This is a genomic window from Enterococcus saccharolyticus subsp. saccharolyticus (assembly GCF_029023825.1).
GTDB classification, from domain to species: domain Bacteria; phylum Bacillota; class Bacilli; order Lactobacillales; family Enterococcaceae; genus Enterococcus_F; species Enterococcus_F saccharolyticus.
This window is the reverse complement of record NZ_CP118957.1, coordinates 1340954-1357649: the sequence shown is the minus strand read 5'-3', so window position 1 is coordinate 1357649 and position 16696 is coordinate 1340954. Positions and strand designations below refer to the sequence as shown.

Annotated in this window: 19 protein-coding genes, 1 pseudogene and 1 other annotated feature (1 of these 21 only partly in view); of the genes and pseudogenes, 13 read left to right on the top strand and 7 right to left on the bottom strand. The window is 37.2% G+C overall.

Annotated elements, in window-relative coordinates:
- Positions 1-67, top strand: a binding site (T-box leader) (it extends 173 nt beyond the left edge of the window).
- Between the two features lie 46 nt (positions 68-113).
- From PYW32_RS07025 to PYW32_RS07010, 4 genes are all read left to right on the top strand, one after another.
- Positions 114-437, top strand: coding sequence for an MmgE/PrpD family protein (locus tag PYW32_RS07025; protein ID WP_016175025.1), 324 nt, complete (start codon positions 114-116; stop codon positions 435-437).
- Positions 379-1008, top strand: coding sequence for an amino acid ABC transporter ATP-binding protein (locus PYW32_RS07020; RefSeq protein WP_016175026.1), 630 nt, complete (start codon positions 379-381; stop codon positions 1006-1008). The genes PYW32_RS07025 and PYW32_RS07020 overlap by 59 nt, the downstream gene beginning before the upstream one ends.
- 12 nt (positions 1009-1020) lie before the next feature.
- A complete protein-coding gene (locus tag PYW32_RS07015) occupies positions 1021-2154 on the top strand; it encodes an amidohydrolase (RefSeq protein ID WP_016175027.1) in 1134 nt (377 codons plus the stop codon).
- Positions 2155-2316: 162 nt separating this feature from the next.
- A complete protein-coding gene (locus PYW32_RS07010; protein WP_016175028.1) occupies positions 2317-3438 on the top strand; it encodes an aspartate-alanine antiporter-like transporter in 1122 nt (373 codons plus the stop codon).
- Between the two features lie 57 nt (positions 3439-3495).
- On the opposite strand, the gene PYW32_RS07005 is transcribed toward PYW32_RS07010, so the two are convergent.
- From PYW32_RS07005 to PYW32_RS06980, 6 genes and pseudogenes are all read right to left on the bottom strand, one after another.
- Positions 3496-4143, bottom strand: coding sequence for a L,D-transpeptidase (locus PYW32_RS07005; RefSeq protein WP_016175029.1), 648 nt, complete (start codon positions 4141-4143; stop codon positions 3496-3498).
- 148 nt (positions 4144-4291) lie between these two features.
- Positions 4292-4849 carry an NAD(P)/FAD-dependent oxidoreductase gene (locus PYW32_RS07000; protein WP_016175030.1) on the bottom strand — a complete coding sequence of 186 codons (558 nt, stop codon included), beginning with the start codon at positions 4847-4849 and terminating at the stop codon, positions 4292-4294.
- Positions 4849-5070, bottom strand: coding sequence for an FAD-dependent oxidoreductase (locus tag PYW32_RS06995; protein WP_016175031.1), 222 nt, complete (start codon positions 5068-5070; stop codon positions 4849-4851). The genes PYW32_RS07000 and PYW32_RS06995 overlap by 1 nt, the downstream gene beginning before the upstream one ends.
- 25 nt (positions 5071-5095) lie before the next feature.
- Positions 5096-5905: pseudogene (locus PYW32_RS06990) on the bottom strand (sulfite exporter TauE/SafE family protein).
- 117 nt (positions 5906-6022) lie between these two features.
- Positions 6023-6427 carry an Rrf2 family transcriptional regulator gene (locus PYW32_RS06985; protein WP_016175033.1) on the bottom strand — a complete coding sequence of 135 codons (405 nt, stop codon included), beginning with the start codon at positions 6425-6427 and terminating at the stop codon, positions 6023-6025.
- Positions 6428-6562: 135 nt separating this feature from the next.
- Positions 6563-7345, bottom strand: coding sequence for an L-threonylcarbamoyladenylate synthase (locus tag PYW32_RS06980; RefSeq protein ID WP_016175034.1), 783 nt, complete (start codon positions 7343-7345; stop codon positions 6563-6565).
- Between the two features lie 326 nt (positions 7346-7671).
- Between PYW32_RS06980 and PYW32_RS06975 the strand changes: the two genes are divergently transcribed.
- The 7 genes from PYW32_RS06975 to hemH all read left to right on the top strand — a co-directional run bounded on the left by PYW32_RS06975 (position 7672) and on the right by hemH (position 13443).
- The gene (locus tag PYW32_RS06975) at positions 7672-8373 is read left to right on the top strand and encodes an ABC transporter transmembrane domain-containing protein (RefSeq protein ID WP_248636474.1); all 702 of its coding nucleotides are present in this window, start codon (positions 7672-7674) and stop codon (positions 8371-8373) included.
- An 11-nt stretch (positions 8374-8384) separates the two neighbouring features.
- A complete protein-coding gene (locus PYW32_RS06970; protein WP_016175036.1) occupies positions 8385-8774 on the top strand; it encodes an ATP-binding cassette domain-containing protein in 390 nt (129 codons plus the stop codon).
- A 127-nt stretch (positions 8775-8901) separates the two neighbouring features.
- Positions 8902-9459, top strand: a complete 558-nt coding sequence (locus tag PYW32_RS06965; protein ID WP_249023803.1) for a FecCD family ABC transporter permease — start codon at positions 8902-8904, stop codon at positions 9457-9459.
- A 32-nt stretch (positions 9460-9491) separates the two neighbouring features.
- On the top strand, positions 9492-10274 hold the full coding sequence (locus tag PYW32_RS06960) for a FecCD family ABC transporter permease (RefSeq protein WP_245558571.1): 783 nt from the start codon (positions 9492-9494) through the stop codon (positions 10272-10274).
- Between the two features lie 162 nt (positions 10275-10436).
- Positions 10437-11189 carry a hydrogen peroxide-dependent heme synthase gene (gene hemQ / locus PYW32_RS06955; RefSeq protein ID WP_016175039.1) on the top strand — a complete coding sequence of 251 codons (753 nt, stop codon included), beginning with the start codon at positions 10437-10439 and terminating at the stop codon, positions 11187-11189.
- 13 nt (positions 11190-11202) lie between these two features.
- Positions 11203-12540, top strand: a complete 1338-nt coding sequence (locus PYW32_RS06950) for an MFS transporter (RefSeq protein ID WP_016175040.1) — start codon at positions 11203-11205, stop codon at positions 12538-12540.
- A 6-nt stretch (positions 12541-12546) separates the two neighbouring features.
- Positions 12547-13443 (top strand): ferrochelatase, encoded by an 897-nt coding sequence (gene hemH, locus PYW32_RS06945; protein WP_016175041.1) that lies wholly within the window; start codon positions 12547-12549, stop codon positions 13441-13443.
- 81 nt (positions 13444-13524) lie between these two features.
- Here hemH and lexA read toward each other — a convergent pair whose 3' ends face one another.
- Positions 13525-14142, bottom strand: a complete 618-nt coding sequence (gene lexA / locus PYW32_RS06940) for a transcriptional repressor LexA (RefSeq protein WP_016175042.1) — start codon at positions 14140-14142, stop codon at positions 13525-13527.
- Positions 14143-14317: 175 nt separating this feature from the next.
- Between lexA and PYW32_RS06935 the strand changes: the two genes are divergently transcribed.
- Together PYW32_RS06935 and tkt are read left to right on the top strand one after the other, a co-directional pair.
- Positions 14318-14560, top strand: a complete 243-nt coding sequence (locus PYW32_RS06935) for a DUF896 family protein (protein WP_016175043.1) — start codon at positions 14318-14320, stop codon at positions 14558-14560.
- Positions 14561-14661: 101 nt separating this feature from the next.
- A complete protein-coding gene (gene tkt, locus PYW32_RS06930) occupies positions 14662-16656 on the top strand; it encodes a transketolase (RefSeq protein WP_016175044.1) in 1995 nt (664 codons plus the stop codon).
- Positions 16657-16696 lie beyond the last annotated feature (40 nt).

The following is a 16696-nucleotide window of genomic DNA, read 5'->3' as shown; positions in this document are numbered from 1 at the left end:
TATTCGAGTGATTCTTTGATAAATCAAAGAATAATGAAGGTGGTACCGCGATTATTTCGTCCTTCCAGAAAGCAATTTCTGGAAGGACTTTTTGATTCAATGGAGGTGAAAGGGTGAAGTCACAGCAATTTGTTCAACATTTTTTAGATGTCGAAGTTTCAAAAGAAGCGATGCCAAAAGCGAAACTTGCTTTACTCGATTATGTGTCGGCTTCTCTATGGGCACGAGACTCACCTGAGTTACATCAATTAAAAAAGGCATATTCCGAACAATTAGTAGGCGATTGTGTACTAATTGGTGATGAGAGGACAGCAAGTTCATCATTTTCTGCTTTATACAATGGCTTTCAAGCACATTTATTAGATATGGATGACACGCATGGAAATGTCAGAGGGCATCCCAGTGCTGTTCTTTTTTCCACTTTTGGAAGAACCTGATTCAGGAGTGATTACGATTGGCGAGGTCACACTGGATACGAGCAAATATACGAAAAAAGAAGAATATCAATTGCGCCAACAAACAGCGATGGTTTTTCAAAACTATAATCTGTTCCGAAATAAAACAGCGTTAGAAAATGTAACAGAATCACTGGTAGCGAATAAGAAGATGTCTAAAAAAGAAGCGGAAACGTATGGTTTAGCTTTGTTAAATAGAGTTGGATTGTCAGCACAAGCTAAACAATACCCAGTTACGCTATCAGGCGGACAACAACAACGTGTGAGTATTGCTCGAGCATTAGCAGTTGAGCCACATGCCTTATTATTTGATGAACCAACTTCTGCTTTAGATCCAGAATTGGTTGGAGAAGTATTACAAGTCATTCGTGAATTGGCTAAACAAGAAACGACCATGGTGATTGTGACACATGAAATGCAATTTGCGAAAGAAGTGGCCAATCGTGTCGTTTTTATGGAAGACGGCAAAATCTTACATGAAGGAACACCGGAAGAAGTTCTTTCATCGACAACTAATGCACGAATGAATCAATTTTTAAAGAGTATTAACTAAGGGAGCGATAACGTGGTAGATTTACAAGAACTAGAAACTTTTTTAATTGAATATCGACGCAATATGCATCGTTATCCTGAATTATCACATCAAGAATATCAAACAACTGAAAATATTCGTCAATTATTACTCTCTCATGGAGTGACGATTGTTGATACACCATTAGAAACAGGACTAATTGCCCAAATAACCGGTGCAGAAACAGGGCCAACAATTGCTTTGCGCGCAGACATTGATGCTTTACCAATTGTTGAACAGTCAGGCGTTGAATTTGTTTCTGAAAACGAAGGTGCCATGCACGCTTGTGGACATGATTTTCATACATCAGTTGTCTTAGGAGCAACTATTTTATTGAATCAACAACGAGATAAGTTAAAAGGAACGGTACTAGTTATTTTTCAAGCTGCTGAAGAAGTGGCTCAAGGTGCAGGGAAAGTGCTAGAAACGGGTGTTTTGGAAAATGTCGAAGCAATTTTTGGCTTCCACAATGACCCATCCTTACCTGTTGGTACATTAGGAACCAAAGTTGGCGAATTAACAGCGGCAGTCGATCGATTTGAAATTATCGTAAAAGCGGAAGGGGCGCATGGCGCGAAACCTCATGAAGGGGTTGATCCACTCATCGTTTTAGCACAGATTATTCAAGCGTTTCAACCTATTGTTAGTCGTAATTTAGCCCCTGATTCACATGCAGTTTTAAGCATTACCCAAGTACACAGTGGTGAAACGTGGAATGTTATTCCCGAAAGTGCCTATTTAGAAGGGACTGTTCGTAATTTTAGTGCAGAGAATCGCCAAAAAGTTGAACAACGGATTCGTAAAATTTTAGAAGGAATTGCTTTAGCAAATGAGATTGAGATTGACTTAATTTGGCATGCGAGCTGTCCTTCAGTCACCAATGATGAAAAATGGACGACTGTTTCTTTAGAAGCAGCCCAAGCAGTTGGTTATGAAACACGAATCGTTAAAGAATCAGCAATCGGTGAAGATTTTGCATACTATCAAGAAAAAATTCCAGGCTCTTTTGTGATGATTGGTTCAGGAGGTCCTTATGAACTACATCATCCAAAATTTAGAGTGGATGACACTGCATTATTTCCAGCAGTGAAATATTTTGAAGCACTTGTTTTAAGTGTTTTGAAATAAACGATTGACTCATTACTCATTTGGGTTAAACTAAATCATAGTATGATTCAAAAACAGAATCTTCTCGTCTTTTAATAGATGGGGAGATTTATGTTGTTTTTGTGATGGTACGTTAAAAATTGAGCCAGTTTGCATGACTCAATCGATAATAGGAGAGAGACGATGGAAGAATTATTTACTATTTTTAGCATTTTAGTGTTAGGCTATGGGCTCGGCAGTATTAACTTTTGGGGTATCCGTTTGGGAAGCTCTGGTGTCTTGCTGATTGCTTTGGTTTTCGGTCATTTTGGTTTTGAGATTTCAGAAATTATTCGTAACATTGGTTTAATCTTTTTTGTAACTTCAGTAGGGTATACGGCAGGTCCCGTCTTTTTTAGAAATTTTAAACAAAAAGCTTGGGTATATATTTTATTAGGCGTATTGACCGTTTTAGCGGGTGTCTTAAGTTGTTTGGCATTTTTACAATTATTCAACCTTCCTACTGCATTAGCTTTAGGGCTATATACAGGAGCGATTACCAGTACACCAGGTTTAGCAGCCGCATTAGAAGCGACTGGTGATAATTTAGCATCCATTGGTTATGGGATTGCGTACCCCTTTGCAGTAGTTGGAAAAGTAATTGCGATTCAAATGATTCCTAAAATTTTAGGAGCTGATATGAAGGTCGAACGAGAAAAATTAACAGAAGGTCTGACTGCACCAAAAGAAACAAGACGCGAAAATCGCAAGTTCATTACGATTGATCGAATTGGCTTCTTCTCTTTCTCGCTAGCCATTTTGTTGGGGCTGTTGATTGCTTCCGTATCGATACCTTTACCTGGAGGCGCAGAATTTTCATTAGGTATTTCAGGAGGCCCTTTGTTAGCTGGGTTGATTTTAGGACATTTCCGTTTTGTAGGACGTGTCTCGATCCTCGTTCCTCAAGATACGTTGAATGTAATGCGTGAATTTGGTTTAGTGCTCTTTTTAATGGGAGCAGGTGCTAGTGCAGGTGTTGGGTTTGTCGAAACGCTTCAAAAATATGGTGTCGTCTTATTCTTATTAGGCGCAATTATGACGTTAGTTCCAATTGTTGTGGGCTATGTGATTGCACGTAAAGTCTTTAAGTTAGACTTGCTTTTAGCATTAGGTGCAGTATGTGGTGGGTTAACTAGCACACCAGCGTTAGGCGTGTTAATTTCTTCTTCTGGAACAGATGAAGTGGCGGTACCCTATGCTTCTACGTACCCAATTGCACTTATTACGATTGTGTTAGCGACCCAAATTATTGGTGTCTTTTTATAAACTAACAATCAAAAAAACTGGACAACTAGCTATTAGTTGCCCAGTTTTTTCTATACGTTAGACGATGATTACTTTCATGCCAACGATGGAGTTTTCATAAAACCACTCTGCATCAGGAACTGAAAGGCGTACACAACCATGCGAATTGGCTTTATGCCCTAGTTCTTCAGCTTCTTCTACAATGTATTCACCGGATTTGTCGACAGGTACACTATGGAATAAGTAAACGCCATGATCTTTAAAAGAAACATAATAATTTGCACCTTCACCAGAATCTGCATTGAAAAATGTTTCTCCTTTTTCTGGCTCAATCACAAATTCGCCTTTAGGAGTCGGTGTTTCTTCAGCACCAGTTGAACAATACATGGTATAAATTGTTTTGTCCTCTCGTTGGATGAAGACGCGTTGTTTTTGTGTATCGACTAATAAAACATCACTACTGCGTAAAGCAGGATAGGCTTTATCTTCTGAAGGGGCGCGCCAATCAATTTTTGCTTCTTGTTTCAGTGTTTTTGTAGGCGCTGCTTCTTTTGTTTCTTCTGTAGTGGTCGTATCTGTGGAAGTCGTCGTGACAGTAGGTTCTTTTTCTATTTCTTTAGCATAGATTAGTTGTTCAGGCATTGCTTCGGTTTTATTCGATAATACATACGCATTGCAACTAATTAATGCAAGAAAACCTAAGAGAAAGCCAACTAATTTTTTCATTCTCCACGCTCCTTTCTTTCTAAGAAGTACAGTTCTATTTTACTCGAAGGAGCCGAAGTTCGCAAAGGCAATTTCTCGCACGATTCCAGAAGCTACTTTACTACCTGAGCTAGCGGCGTGTACCAATTGTTCTGCAAAGGCTGCATGGCTATCGCAAGCTGCATAAATACGTGGATAGGAAGTCTGTCCGAAGTCGTCCGTAGCGATACGACCATTCATTTAAGGATAAGGAAAATCCTTGAATAAAAGATGTATTGACACTGAATGTCGGCATGACAAATCCACCATCAATTATTTTTTTCGTGTCAGATATAAAGTAAACTCCTTGATTGGTTATTTTTTGAATCGGCTGTTCAATCAAAGAGATTTTTTTTTCATTTAAGCGCTGCTTGATTTCTTTATTCACCGATATTCCGTTAGTCAAAACGGTGATTGTCTGATTCCAATGAAAAATCATAGGCACAAAATGTAAAATAAATTCCTCTTGCTCAATAATTACTCCTAATTTTTTATCTTTCATTTCCCAGCCGTCACAGAACGAACAATTAAAAAAGGACTGTCCATACAAAGACGATAATCCAGGAATATCTGGTAACGTTTCTTTTAACCCAATTGCTAAAACAATCCGTGTAGCCGAAAATTCCTGAGTTGTTGTTTTGACCGTGAAAAATTCTCCTTGATCTTCAATGGTTTCAACGTGATCCATTAATGAATGGTTGGATATTTCAATAAATCATTGAAGGCACGTTTTTTTATTTCAGTAGGTGATAAACGATCATTTGTGATAAATCCGTGTGATTCATGTGTCACTTTGTTACGCGCTTGGTCATCATCAATGAGCAAGACGTTTAACTTTGCTCTACCTAAAACTAAGGCAGCATTGGCCCCTGCAGGACCGCCACCAACTACAATACAATCATATAACATAGTAACATTCTCCTTTAGTATTAAATTAAAAAATAGCTTGTAGACTATTGAATAACATGTAAAGACTTAAACTAATTAAAAAGAGGGCAAATAGCAGTTTGACTTTGCGCTCAGGTAATTTTAACATCACTTGCACGCCAATTTTTGACATAGGAATCGATAACAAGGCTAACACAAACACAGTGGGGACATGAATATAACCTAAGGAATAAGACGGTAAATTAGGTTGAAAAAAACCACTAACAATAAAACCTATTGAAGCAAAAGTTGTTAAGAATACACCGCAAAAAGAAGCTGTACCAATGGCTTTTTTTTAAGACATACCCGTTTTTTTTAAATAAGTAATGATTAACCCTGCTCCCGAAATGCTACCTAAAGTTGCAATAGTTCCAATCAAAAAAGCATACATTGTATCTTTTGTTTTATTGATTGTTTTTGGACTGACAATGGTTGAGCTGTCTGATTGAAAGAGCAATTTTATCCCTAAATAAATTAAAAAAGTTGAAAAGGCAAATTTTAAAAAATTAGGATTTATCGATGTGACAAATTGGCTAATGAATAACGTTGTGAGTAACAAAATCGATAAGAAAAAACGAACTCGTTTAAAATCAATGTTCTGATTTTTATAATGCGTATATGCGGAAGCACTCGTGCTAATAATCATGGTTGCAAAAGCTGTGCCCATTGTCATAAACATGATATGAGAAGAGGGAACTTGAATCATTGGTAGTAAAAATAAAAGAGCTGGAACAATCAGTCCACCGCCACCTAAACCAAACATACCTGAAACAAGGCCAACACAAAAACCTAAAAAGAGGATACCTATTAGATACATAATCATTCATTTACACCTCACTATCTAAAAATAATTGTCAAAAAGAGTGATTAAAGATAGTTTATATCCTTAATAAAGTGATAAAAGAAAGAGAAACATTTGCGTTTCTCTTTTTGTTTATCCGAAAACCGCTCTCTTTTGTCGAACGGCAGCATCGAAACGTTGGTTTTTGAGATAGTTTTCCATCAAATATTCGGCTTCGAACATAATTTTTTTAACGACACATTTTGGATTGTCGTGCACATAACATTCAAAAATGGATTGTTTCCCCTCGATTGCTTGAATAATATCCAGAAAAGAAATCATTTCCCAATCATTTCGAATCGAATACCCACCATTTGTTCCTGAAGTTGCTTTTACCAGTCCTTCTTTGGATAATTTGGTTAATATTTTTGAAAGATAAGTAGGTGAGATGTTTTGGCTTTCTGTTAATTCAACGACACTAATGGGCGGTTCTTGATGTTTTTCTCCTAATAAAACCATCGTGTGTAATGCATAATCAGTTGCTTTTGAATATTTCATAAATATGCCCTCATTTTCAATTACAGACTCTATGTGTCTATAATATCGAGTGTTGATGGAATTTATCAATAGATAATTACTGACAGATAAAAAAACTCGACTACAGTTACGTAATCGAGCTTTTGTTTGTCTTTTTTAATAGTATTCTCCGTGACGGTAATCCCAAGAATTGAATTGGTCTGCTAAATACATCATAATTTTATCAATATCAAGACCTTTACGAATAACGACTGGCGCAGGAGAGATTGAACGCTCTGTTCCTTGTTCTGGTACTAAATTTCCTTCTTTATCAACAAATGAAACCATAACGCCTTGTTCGTAACGTGTTTCAATTGTTTTGTCTGGCTGAATAGAAGCAACATAATCGTTACCTTCAATAATTAAATCTGCTTCGTTTTCAATTTGTTCACCAATACCTTCAACAAGTCCGCGATTTCCTTTACCAGAAGGGTTTGCAGAGCTTGCGAATAATAGTGTTTTGTCATCTGCCCAAAGTGATTGTGCAATTTGTTCACCAGGTGTACCGAATTTTAATACAAAACAACTTGTTCCACGCGTATCTGTCATCAATTCATCTGATCCGTCGTTAGGAATGTATTGTTTTCCAGATTCTTTCCAAGGAAGAATGGCACCAAATAAGACATCTTCTTCCCAACATTTTTTGTAAACTGCAGCCATTTCTTCATTCATATCTGCTAGTTCAAAAAGTTGTTCAAGTGAGCCACATAATACGACTCCAGGTTTATTTCTTTTACGATTTTTTGCAGAGAATTTTCTTTCTAATCCTTCTTTATCCGCTACAGTGATGATGTAACCAACTTTTGTTGGACAAACCACAACTTTGCCTCCGCTTTTTAGTAAATCAACGGCCTCTTGCGTAGGGGCACCTGTCCATGAAATGTATTTATCTTGACTCATGTAATCCAATCCTTCCTTAACTAACATTTTCTTCTGCTCTTAGTGAGTAATATTCAGAAAATTTTGATTTTTCTAAGTGTATCAAATGATAGTATATCTTCAAAGGATAGTCAAGAGGGTTTTCACAAAATGTTCCTAAATAAAATAGAAGTGGTTATCCTAAAGATGTCAAAAGATAAAATATTTTAAAGATATTGCTTTTCTTTAACGAACAGCTATAATCGGTACTGAGAATCATTCTCATTTGGAAGGAGCGAGATTATGAGCAAAAAGAAAAACAACCTTCTGTATTGAAGAAATTGCAGCCTTTTTTAGGGAAGCGCAAATTGTTTATTTACAGTTCGATGGTGATGTCTGTCTTAGCAGCACTTTTTGGCTTAGTGCCATACGGTATTGTTTATTTATTTAGTATCGAAATTTTAGAGCGACCGACAGATAATCCAAATATTTTTATTTTATATGCGGGGATTGCATTTTTGGCGATTGTGTTAAAAGGAATTTGTTATAAATTATCAAGTGATTTTGCACATCAAGCAGCGTTTGATATCTTATACGATATTCGCATTGCCCTAGCCGAACAATTAACAAAACTACCTTTAGGTTATTTTGATACACATGATACTGGGAAAATTAAAGTATCAATGAACGAAGATGTCGAGCAATTAGAAGAAGGAATTGCCCATCTAATTCCTGATATTACTACCGGATTTTCAATTCCAATCTTGACATTTTTAGCAATGTTTCTATTAGACTGGCGCATGGCGATTGCGGCTTTATTAATCATTCCATTATTAGGTTTATTTTATACGAATGTTATGAAAAAGATGAAGCCATTAGTTCCAAGACAAATAGAAGTCGGTGGTTTAATTCCAATCGCTGTTTTGCGTTACATTTATGGTATGAAAGTTATACGTGTTTTTTCGCAATCGGAAAAAGCTTTTGAAGAATATGCTACGATCGTTCAAAAAGCCGCAGATTTAAGTGTGGAGATTGAAAAAGAGACGCTTGAAGGAAAAACAATTTTGTAGCGCTTGCTCAAATGCCATTATTAATAGTGATTCCAATGGGCGTTTGGTTGTATAGTATGGAAGAAATTTCATTATCGTTATTTGTTTTATTTATCATGTTGACGATTGGTATTGGCAATACATTAATTAAAGCATTTCGTTCCAATGGCCAAATGTCGTTTCGTTTAGCAGGTGTGACGCGCAAAATTACGGCAATGCTAGATGAAGCAGAGTTAGTTCAACTGCTCTATACATTACAACCGCAAGGCGCAACAATTGCATTTCAACAGGTTTCTTTTGCTTACAACGAAGAACGAGAGGTATTGAAAAATATCACATTTGAAGTAAAAGAAGGCACTTTAACTGCACTAGTGGGCGAATCTGGTGCAGGGAAAACAACCATTGCGCGTTTGGTTCCGTAACCAATGGGCAAGCAACCCTTGGTGGAGTGGATGTTAAGAATATTGGAAATCAAGACTTAATGAATTTGGTGTCCTATGTTTTTCAAGATGTTTGCTTTTTTTTTCTGATGCGAGTTATTGGTTTATCTTGTTGGCATGTTTTATTGGAGCAGCTATTAGCTCGTTGTTTATTGCTGGGAGCCAAGCAATAGCTTTACAGTTTCATCTTAGTCAAGACATTACATTTTGGTCAATTGGTGGAATTAGTACGATTTCTTGGAGTCAATTGCGTTTGATTGTGCCGTTTTTTGCTGTCGCTTTAATAGCAGCAATCATCAATAGTCCAGCGATTACGATTTTACGATTTGGCGATGACACGGCAATTAGTCTAGGAAAGAAACCGCAACAAACACGTATGATTGCTGCAATTATTGTGCTAGTGTTATCCGGTTTATCTGTAGCAGTAGTTGGTTCGATAAGTTTTGTCGGATTGATTGTCCCTCATTTATTACGCCATTTTGTTGGAGAAAATTACCGCTATTTAATTCCTTTGACTGGATTAGGCGGTGCGTTGTTAGTCGTTTGGGCAGATCTAGTCGCTCTTTCGATTAATCCACCATTTGAGACACCTTTTGGAATTATTACGGCATTAATTGGTATTCCATTTTTTATTTATCTTTCAAGAAAAGGTGGGCTACGTTTATGAGAAAATAAACCATTTTTCCGGTGTTGTTGGTCGTGCTTGTTCTACTGGTATCCTTTGCTTTGACTCATGGAAAATTAGCTTTAAGCTGGAGTGAAATTTGGGAAATCGTGAATGGTGGGGGAACTTCTGCGAAACGTTTACTTTTATTTAATTTTCGACTACCACGAATTGTTTTAGCCATTTTAGCAGGAGCATTATTGACTGCGGTCATTATTTTTGTTTTTGCTTACAAAAAAAGAGTGGGCATTATTCCTGTGCGTTTAGTGTTAACAGGGGTCGTGGTTAGCACAGGGATTTCGGCGTTAACCTTGCTATTGATTACCAAAATTGATAGTGAAAATTATCGATTTGTGACGATGTGGCACGCTGGGAGCATTTGGGGCAGTAATTGGTTTTTTGTTTTGGCTTTGTTACCGTGGATGCTTGTTTTGATTCCGTGGTTATTGTTTAAACATCGCGAATTGGATATCTTACAATTTGGCGGTGCCGCAGCAATTTCTTTAGGTGTGAACATTCAAAGAGAACGGATAAAATTAATTATTGCAGCAGTCGCTTTAACTGGTGCGGCGGTATCTGTGACAGGAGGCATTGGTTTTCTAGGGTTAATTACTCCCCATATTACGCGTCGATTGGGTTTTAAAAAACATTGGCAACTTTTACCAGTGGCTGCAGCAATAGGTAGTGTCTTGTTATTAATTAGTGATACAATAGGGCGCTTATCACCAGGAAGCGGCGAGATTCCTGCAGGGACGGTTGTGGCAATCATTGGCGCACCATACTTTTTATACTTACTGTTAAAAGAATCAACGAGATAGAAAATAGGATGTCCCTTTGTGGTACATCCTGTTTTTTTATGGTCACTATTATTCATTTTATGCCCTTTTAAAATTTCACAAGCAAAATCTCTACTTAATTTTATTGAATATGATATAACGAATAACGGTAATAATTATAATTAAACTTAAGGGAGGATACACATGATTACAGAAAAGGTGGAAACCTTAGATGGCTGGTATTGTTTGCATCTCGTTTTTCGAATGGATTGGGCTGCATGGCAAAAAGAATCTGCAGAAACCAAACAAGCAATGTTCAATGAATTGTCTGAGTTATTGACAGATTGGCAAGAAGTAGAAAAATCACAAAAAGGTAGCCACTATTTGTGGAATATCACGGGTCATAAAGGTGATTTTGGCTTTATGCTTTTGCGCCCAGAACTAAAAGAGTTAAATATTGCAGAGAACGTATGGCATACTTTAGCAATCTATCAATACCTAACTCCGGTTCATAGTTATGTTTCGGTTATTGAGCTAGGTACCTACAGTGGGATGCCGAAAACAGAAACGGCTTGGGCAAGAACAAATAAAAATCTTTATCCAGAGTTACCAAAAGAGGACTACATTTGTTTTTATCCAATGAATAAAGTGCGCTCAGGTGAGGTGAATTGGTATACATTATCTTATGAAAAAAGACGGGAATTAATGAAAGAACATGGATTAATTGGTCGGAAATATGCAGGGGAAATTCGTCAATTTATTACAGGATCAATCGGTTTTGATGATCATGAATGGGGCGTAACATTGTTTGCAGAAGATCCATTAGAATTCAAAAAAATTATTTATGAAATGCGTTTTTCAGAAGCAAGTAGTGTCTATTCTGATTTTCCATATTTTATGGTCGGCACGTCATTAAACACAACACAACAATTACAAACATATTTAGGATTGCTTTAGGGGGATTTATTCAATGGAGTTACGTGCCACAAAGTCAGAAAAATGGTTTGCACCATTATTAGTGATTAGTTTATTTATTACACAATTAGATTCGGGAATTATTAGTACAAACTTATCTTCAATGGCTAGAGGATTAATGTTAACACCAGCTGAAAAAAGTTGGATTGTGTCTATTTATACATTAGGATTATTATTTGCCACACCTGTGATGGGTAGTATGATTGATCGTTTTGGTTATCGCATGGTCTTTTTAACAGAGTTGGCTTTTTATTTTGTCGGTGTGTTAGGAATCGCTTTAAGTCAAACATTTCCAATGCTATTAGTTTTTCGTGCCTTACAAGCATTCGGTAGTAGTTCATTATTAACATTGACACTTTCATTGGTTTTTGCTAACACAGAAAGAAAAATTGGTGGCAGAGTGGGAAATATTGGTGCTTTGATTGCTTTATCAACAATTTTCGCACCGATTATCAGTGTTATTAGCTTGGCTAAAACACACGATTGGCGCAATATTTATTTCGTTATGGCATGTTTAATTGCGATTATTTTCTTACTTGCATTCTTTATTGTGCCAAAAGTAACAAACTCAGAGGCGAAATCCTTTGATATCAAAGGAAATAGTTTATTTGTTTTAGCACTAGTAGCCTTTAATTTATTATTGACTAGAGGGTTTTCTCGTGGACATATTGTAGAATTAGTCGTATATGCAGCGATTCTTATCATTTCAGCTACATTATTTATGAAAGTTGAAGCAGCAAGAGAAAAGGACCAATTAGCTGTATTATTTTCACGAAATTTATGGCAAGTTCCTGCGTATCGTACAAGTTTAATTGGAGGAATCACTACAGGATTAGTCATGTCTTTATTTGCCTTTTTACCATCTTTTATTGAAATGACATTCCATTTAGATGCTAGAAAAGCGGGTTCGTTAATGACTGTTATGGCAGTTGGTACCTTTCTTGGTTCTAAGATTGCTGGTATTTGGACAGATAGAAAAGGAGCAAGCCATTCCACTATCGGAACGATGGGGCTCGTTTTTATCAGCTTGGTTGTGATGTATTTTTCAGTTACATCGTTTAAAGTTTTCTTATTTGCGTTATTATTCTTTGGGATTGCAATTGGTTCATTAATGACAGTTCCTTTACAAGTGCTTGTTGTTGAAGCTTCACCTAGAGATCGCAATGCTTCGTTGAGCTTATTGTCTGTCTGTAAAAAATTAGGAATGACAATTGGTATTACCTTAATTGGTGTTTTAGCACATGCGACAGGCTCACTAGGATTTTCACAAATGTTACTTGGTTTAATGGTTGTTACACTGATTTTTATTTTTTATATGAGAAAGAAGGCATAAGTTGTCATGCAAAAGCAAGCAGTTTTACTAATGAGTTACGGAACACCAAATAATACAGAAGAAATTTGGGAGTATTATACCCATATTCGTCATGGAAAAGAACCTTCACAAGAACTTTACGATGAATTAGCTGGACGTTACGAAGAAATTGGGGGTGTTTCTCCATTAGCTCAAATTACTGAAGCACAACGTCTTGCTGTTGAAGAAAAATTGAACGAAATAGGTGAGGTAGAGTATCGCGTATTTACTGGATTACGTCATATTCAGCCATTTATTGAAGATACAGTCAAAGAAATTGTGAACCAAGGATTTACAGTGATTCATGGAATGGTACTAGCACCACATGACTCTAGTTTTATCAAGCAATATCATGATCGCGTAGAAAAAGAATTGACGGCGTATCCAGAAATTTCATACACTGCACATCGTCATTTTTGGCAACAAGATGGTTTTCAAGTTTTTTGGTCAGATCAAATTCAAGCGGCACTAGATACAGAGAAAAAACAAAAATTCTTGTTTACCGCGCATAGTTTACCAGAACGTTTGTTGTTAAATGGCGATCCTTATGTCGATGAAATTACGAATGCAGCAAAAGCCATTGCTGGCCGTGTTCATGGTGTATTAGACTTTGGGCATGCGTGGCAAAGTGCAGGACGGACTGCGGATAAATGGATTGGACCTCGAGTAGAAGATGTAACCGAAGAATTATTGAAAGAGGGCTATGAAGAAATTATTTATCTACCATTTGGTTTTGTTGCCGATAATTTAGAAACGCTATATGACAATGACATCGAATGTAAAGAATTAGTTGAAGAATTAGGCGGTATATATGGCCGTTTAAATATGCCCAATACGCATCCTGATTTTATCAGTGGTTTGGTCGCAGAAATTCTTTCAAACTAAACAAAAACGGTTATGGTATTCGTTGAAATAAGAAAAAAATATCCGAACGAGAATCTCGTTTGGATATTTTTTATCTAACTTTTAAAAATGACGATACAAACCAACAACTAACCCTAAGATTTTAACACTTGGTAAAATAATGGGGTCCATATAATCATTTTCTGGTTGTAAACGAATATGTGTTTTTTCTTTATAAAATCTTTTGCATGTTGCTTCATCTTCATCGGTCATCGCAATAACGATATCGCCATTGCCAGCGATGTCTTGTTTTCTGACAATCACTTGGTCACCATCTAAGATACCAGCATTTATCATGCTTTCACCACGTATGGTTAACATGAATAATTGCCCATTGTCTTCCATTAAATTTGGTGGGATTGGGAAGAAATCAGAAGCATCTTCAACTGCTAAGATGGGCTCTCCAGCGGTCACCACCCCTAATAAAGGAATTTGTTGCTGTTGTGCACCAATTGTTTCTAATCCAAGTGGAGTTAATTCTATTGCACGTGGTTTTGTAGGGTCTCTTAAAATTAAGCCTTTTTTCTCTAAACGTGATAGATGTCCATGAACAGTTGAGGTAGAGGAAAGTTGAACAGCTTCGCCAATCTCTCTCACGGTAGGAGGGTATCCTTTTTCACTGACACGAGTATGAATAAATTTTAACACTTCAAGTTGTCGGTTTTCTGTACGTTTTGCCAAAACGAACACCTTCTTTCCTTTATTTAAATCATTTATCAAAATGAAAAATATGACTAGTTTTCTTAAACGTAGTGTAACATAGGGTAAAAAAAAAATCAAACAAACGTTCGCTTTCTGTTTTGATTGTATTTTTCGGTTCTTTTGTATAAGATGGAGAAGAAAGGGGCTTGAAATCATGTTATCCAAAGAAAAAATCGAGCGAATTAATGAGTTAGCCAGAAAGAAAAAAGCAGAAGGTCTAACAGAAGACGAACAAAACGAACAACAGGCTTTAAGACAAGAATATATTAAGGCCTTTCGTGGTGGGATGAAGCATCATATTGAAGGGATGAAAGTGGTTGATCCAGAAGGTAATGATGTGACTCCTGAGAAATTAAAACAAATTCAAAAAGCTAAAGGATTACACAATAGAAAGTAAAATAAAAGATACCGATGCAAAAAGTGTTGATAATTGCAAAGGTATCTTTTATAATAGGTGTGTAATATAGGTAAAAAAAACCTAAATAGGAGGCGTTAGTATTGTTTGATAAAATTGATCAACTTGGTGTAGATACCTTACGTACATTAAGTATTGATGCTGTACAAAAAGCGAATTCTGGACATCCAGGATTACCGATGGGTGCTGCTCCAATGGCCTATGCATTATGGACGAAATATTTGAAAGTGAATCCAAAAACTTCTCGTAATTGGGTCGATCGTGACCGTTTTGTACTTTCTGCAGGACATGGTTCGGCGTTATTATATAGCTTATTGCATTGTGCAGGATACGATGTCACAACGGACGACTTGAAAAACTTCCGTCAATGGGAAAGCCGTACACCAGGGCATCCAGAAGTGGGGCATACAGATGGTGTCGAAGCAACAACTGGACCGTTAGGACAAGGGATTGCGATGGCTGTAGGGATGGCAATGGCTGAAGCACACCTTTCTGCGACATATAACCGTGAGAACTTTAATGTTGTAGACCACTACACATATAGTTTATGTGGTGATGGCGATTTAATGGAAGGTGTTTCTCAAGAAGCAGCTTCAATGGCCGGTCATTTGAAATTAGGAAAATTAATTGTTTTATATGATTCAAATGATATTTCTTTAGATGGTCCAACTTCAAAAGCTTTCACAGAAAACGTTGGTCAACGTTTTGAAGCATATGGTTGGCAACATATCCTTGTAACAGAAGGAACCGATTTAGTAGCTATTTCAAAAGCAATTGAAGAAGCACAAGCTGAAACAGACAAACCAACATTGATTGAAGTGAAAACAGTGATTGGTTTCGGTGCACCAAATGCGGGTACCTCTTCTGTACATGGCGCGCCATTAGGAGCAGAAGGCATTCAAGCAGCGAAAAAAGCGTACGGATGGGACTATCCTGAATTCGCTGTTCCTGAAGAAGTGGCTACACGCTTTAAAGAAACAATGGTCGATAAAGGTGCGCAAGCAGAGGAAGCTTGGAATGCTTTATTTGCAGAATATGAAACAGCTTATCCAGAATTAGCCAGCCAATTTAAACAAGCGTTTGCTGGCGAACTTCCAGAAAACTGGGAGGCAGAATTACCAACGTATGAAGTGGGTTCAAGTCAAGCAAGCCGTGTATCAAGTAAAGAAATGATTCAAGCGTTATCTAAAGCTGTTCCTAGTCTATGGGGTGGGTCAGCCGATTTATCAGCTTCAAACAACACAATGGTTGCAGCGGAAAAAGATTTCGAACCAGGACAATACGAAGGACGAAATATTTGGTTCGGTGTTCGTGAATTTGCAATGGCAGCAGCGATGAACGGGATTCAATTACATGGTGGAACACGTGTCTATGGTGGAACCTTCTTCGTTTTCGTAGATTACCTACGTCCAGCAGTCCGTTTATCTGCTATTCAAAACATTCCAGTGACGTATGTCTTAACACATGATTCAGTAGCGGTTGGTGAAGATGGTCCAACGCATGAACCTGTGGAACAATTATCAAGCTTACGCAGCATGCCAAATGTCCAAGTGATTCGTCCAGCAGATGGAAATGAAACACGTGCGGCTTGGAAATTAGCGTTAACGACACAAAACAAACCAACTGTTTTGGTATTAAGCCGTCAAAACTTACCAGTGATTGAAGGTACCAAAGAACATGCGGATGAAAATGTTGCCAAAGGCGGATATGTGATTTCGGCTCAAAAAGGGGACAAACCGGAAGGAATCTTAATTGCAACAGGTTCAGAAGTGAACTTGGCTGTTGAAGCACAAAAAGCATTGGCTGAAGAAGGTATTGACGTATCTGTTGTTTCTTTACCAAGCTTTGATTTATTTGAAGCACAATCACCTGAATACAAAGCATCTGTCTTAGTTCCTGGTGTGAAAAAACGCGTGGCAATTGAAGCAGGTTCTTCATTTGGTTGGGCAAAATATGTGAAATGTCATGGTAAGACAATTACGATTGATCATTTTGGTGCATCTGCTCCTGGTGACAAAGTCTTAGCTGAATTTGGTTTCACTGTTGAAAATGTTGTAAATACATTCAAATCTATTTAAAGTTAAAGAGGGCAAATGGCCCTCTCAGACTGTAGACAAA

Excerpts from the sequence above, each read along its gene's own strand:
- PYW32_RS06995 (WP_016175031.1), bottom strand. The coding sequence starts at position 5,070 with ATGTTATATGATTGTATTGTAGTTGGTGGCGGTCCTGCAGGGGCCAAT.
- PYW32_RS07010 (WP_016175028.1), top strand. The coding sequence starts at position 2,317 with ATGGAAGAATTATTTACTATTTTTAGCATTTTAGTGTTAGGCTATGGG.
- PYW32_RS06970 (WP_016175036.1), top strand. The coding sequence starts at position 8,385 with ATGCCATTATTAATAGTGATTCCAATGGGCGTTTGGTTGTATAGTATG.
- PYW32_RS07020 (WP_016175026.1), top strand. The coding sequence starts at position 379 with ATGGAAATGTCAGAGGGCATCCCAGTGCTGTTCTTTTTTCCACTTTTG.
- hemH (WP_016175041.1), top strand. The coding sequence starts at position 12,547 with ATGCAAAAGCAAGCAGTTTTACTAATGAGTTACGGAACACCAAATAAT.
- PYW32_RS06935 (WP_016175043.1), top strand. The coding sequence starts at position 14,318 with ATGTTATCCAAAGAAAAAATCGAGCGAATTAATGAGTTAGCCAGAAAG.
- hemQ (WP_016175039.1), top strand. The coding sequence starts at position 10,437 with ATGATTACAGAAAAGGTGGAAACCTTAGATGGCTGGTATTGTTTGCAT.
- PYW32_RS06950 (WP_016175040.1), top strand. The coding sequence starts at position 11,203 with ATGGAGTTACGTGCCACAAAGTCAGAAAAATGGTTTGCACCATTATTA.
- PYW32_RS06985 (WP_016175033.1), bottom strand. The coding sequence starts at position 6,427 with ATGAAATATTCAAAAGCAACTGATTATGCATTACACACGATGGTTTTA.
- PYW32_RS07000 (WP_016175030.1), bottom strand. The coding sequence starts at position 4,849 with ATGGATCACGTTGAAACCATTGAAGATCAAGGAGAATTTTTCACGGTC.
- PYW32_RS06980 (WP_016175034.1), bottom strand. The coding sequence starts at position 7,345 with ATGAGTCAAGATAAATACATTTCATGGACAGGTGCCCCTACGCAAGAG.
- PYW32_RS07005 (WP_016175029.1), bottom strand. The coding sequence starts at position 4,143 with ATGAAAAAATTAGTTGGCTTTCTCTTAGGTTTTCTTGCATTAATTAGT.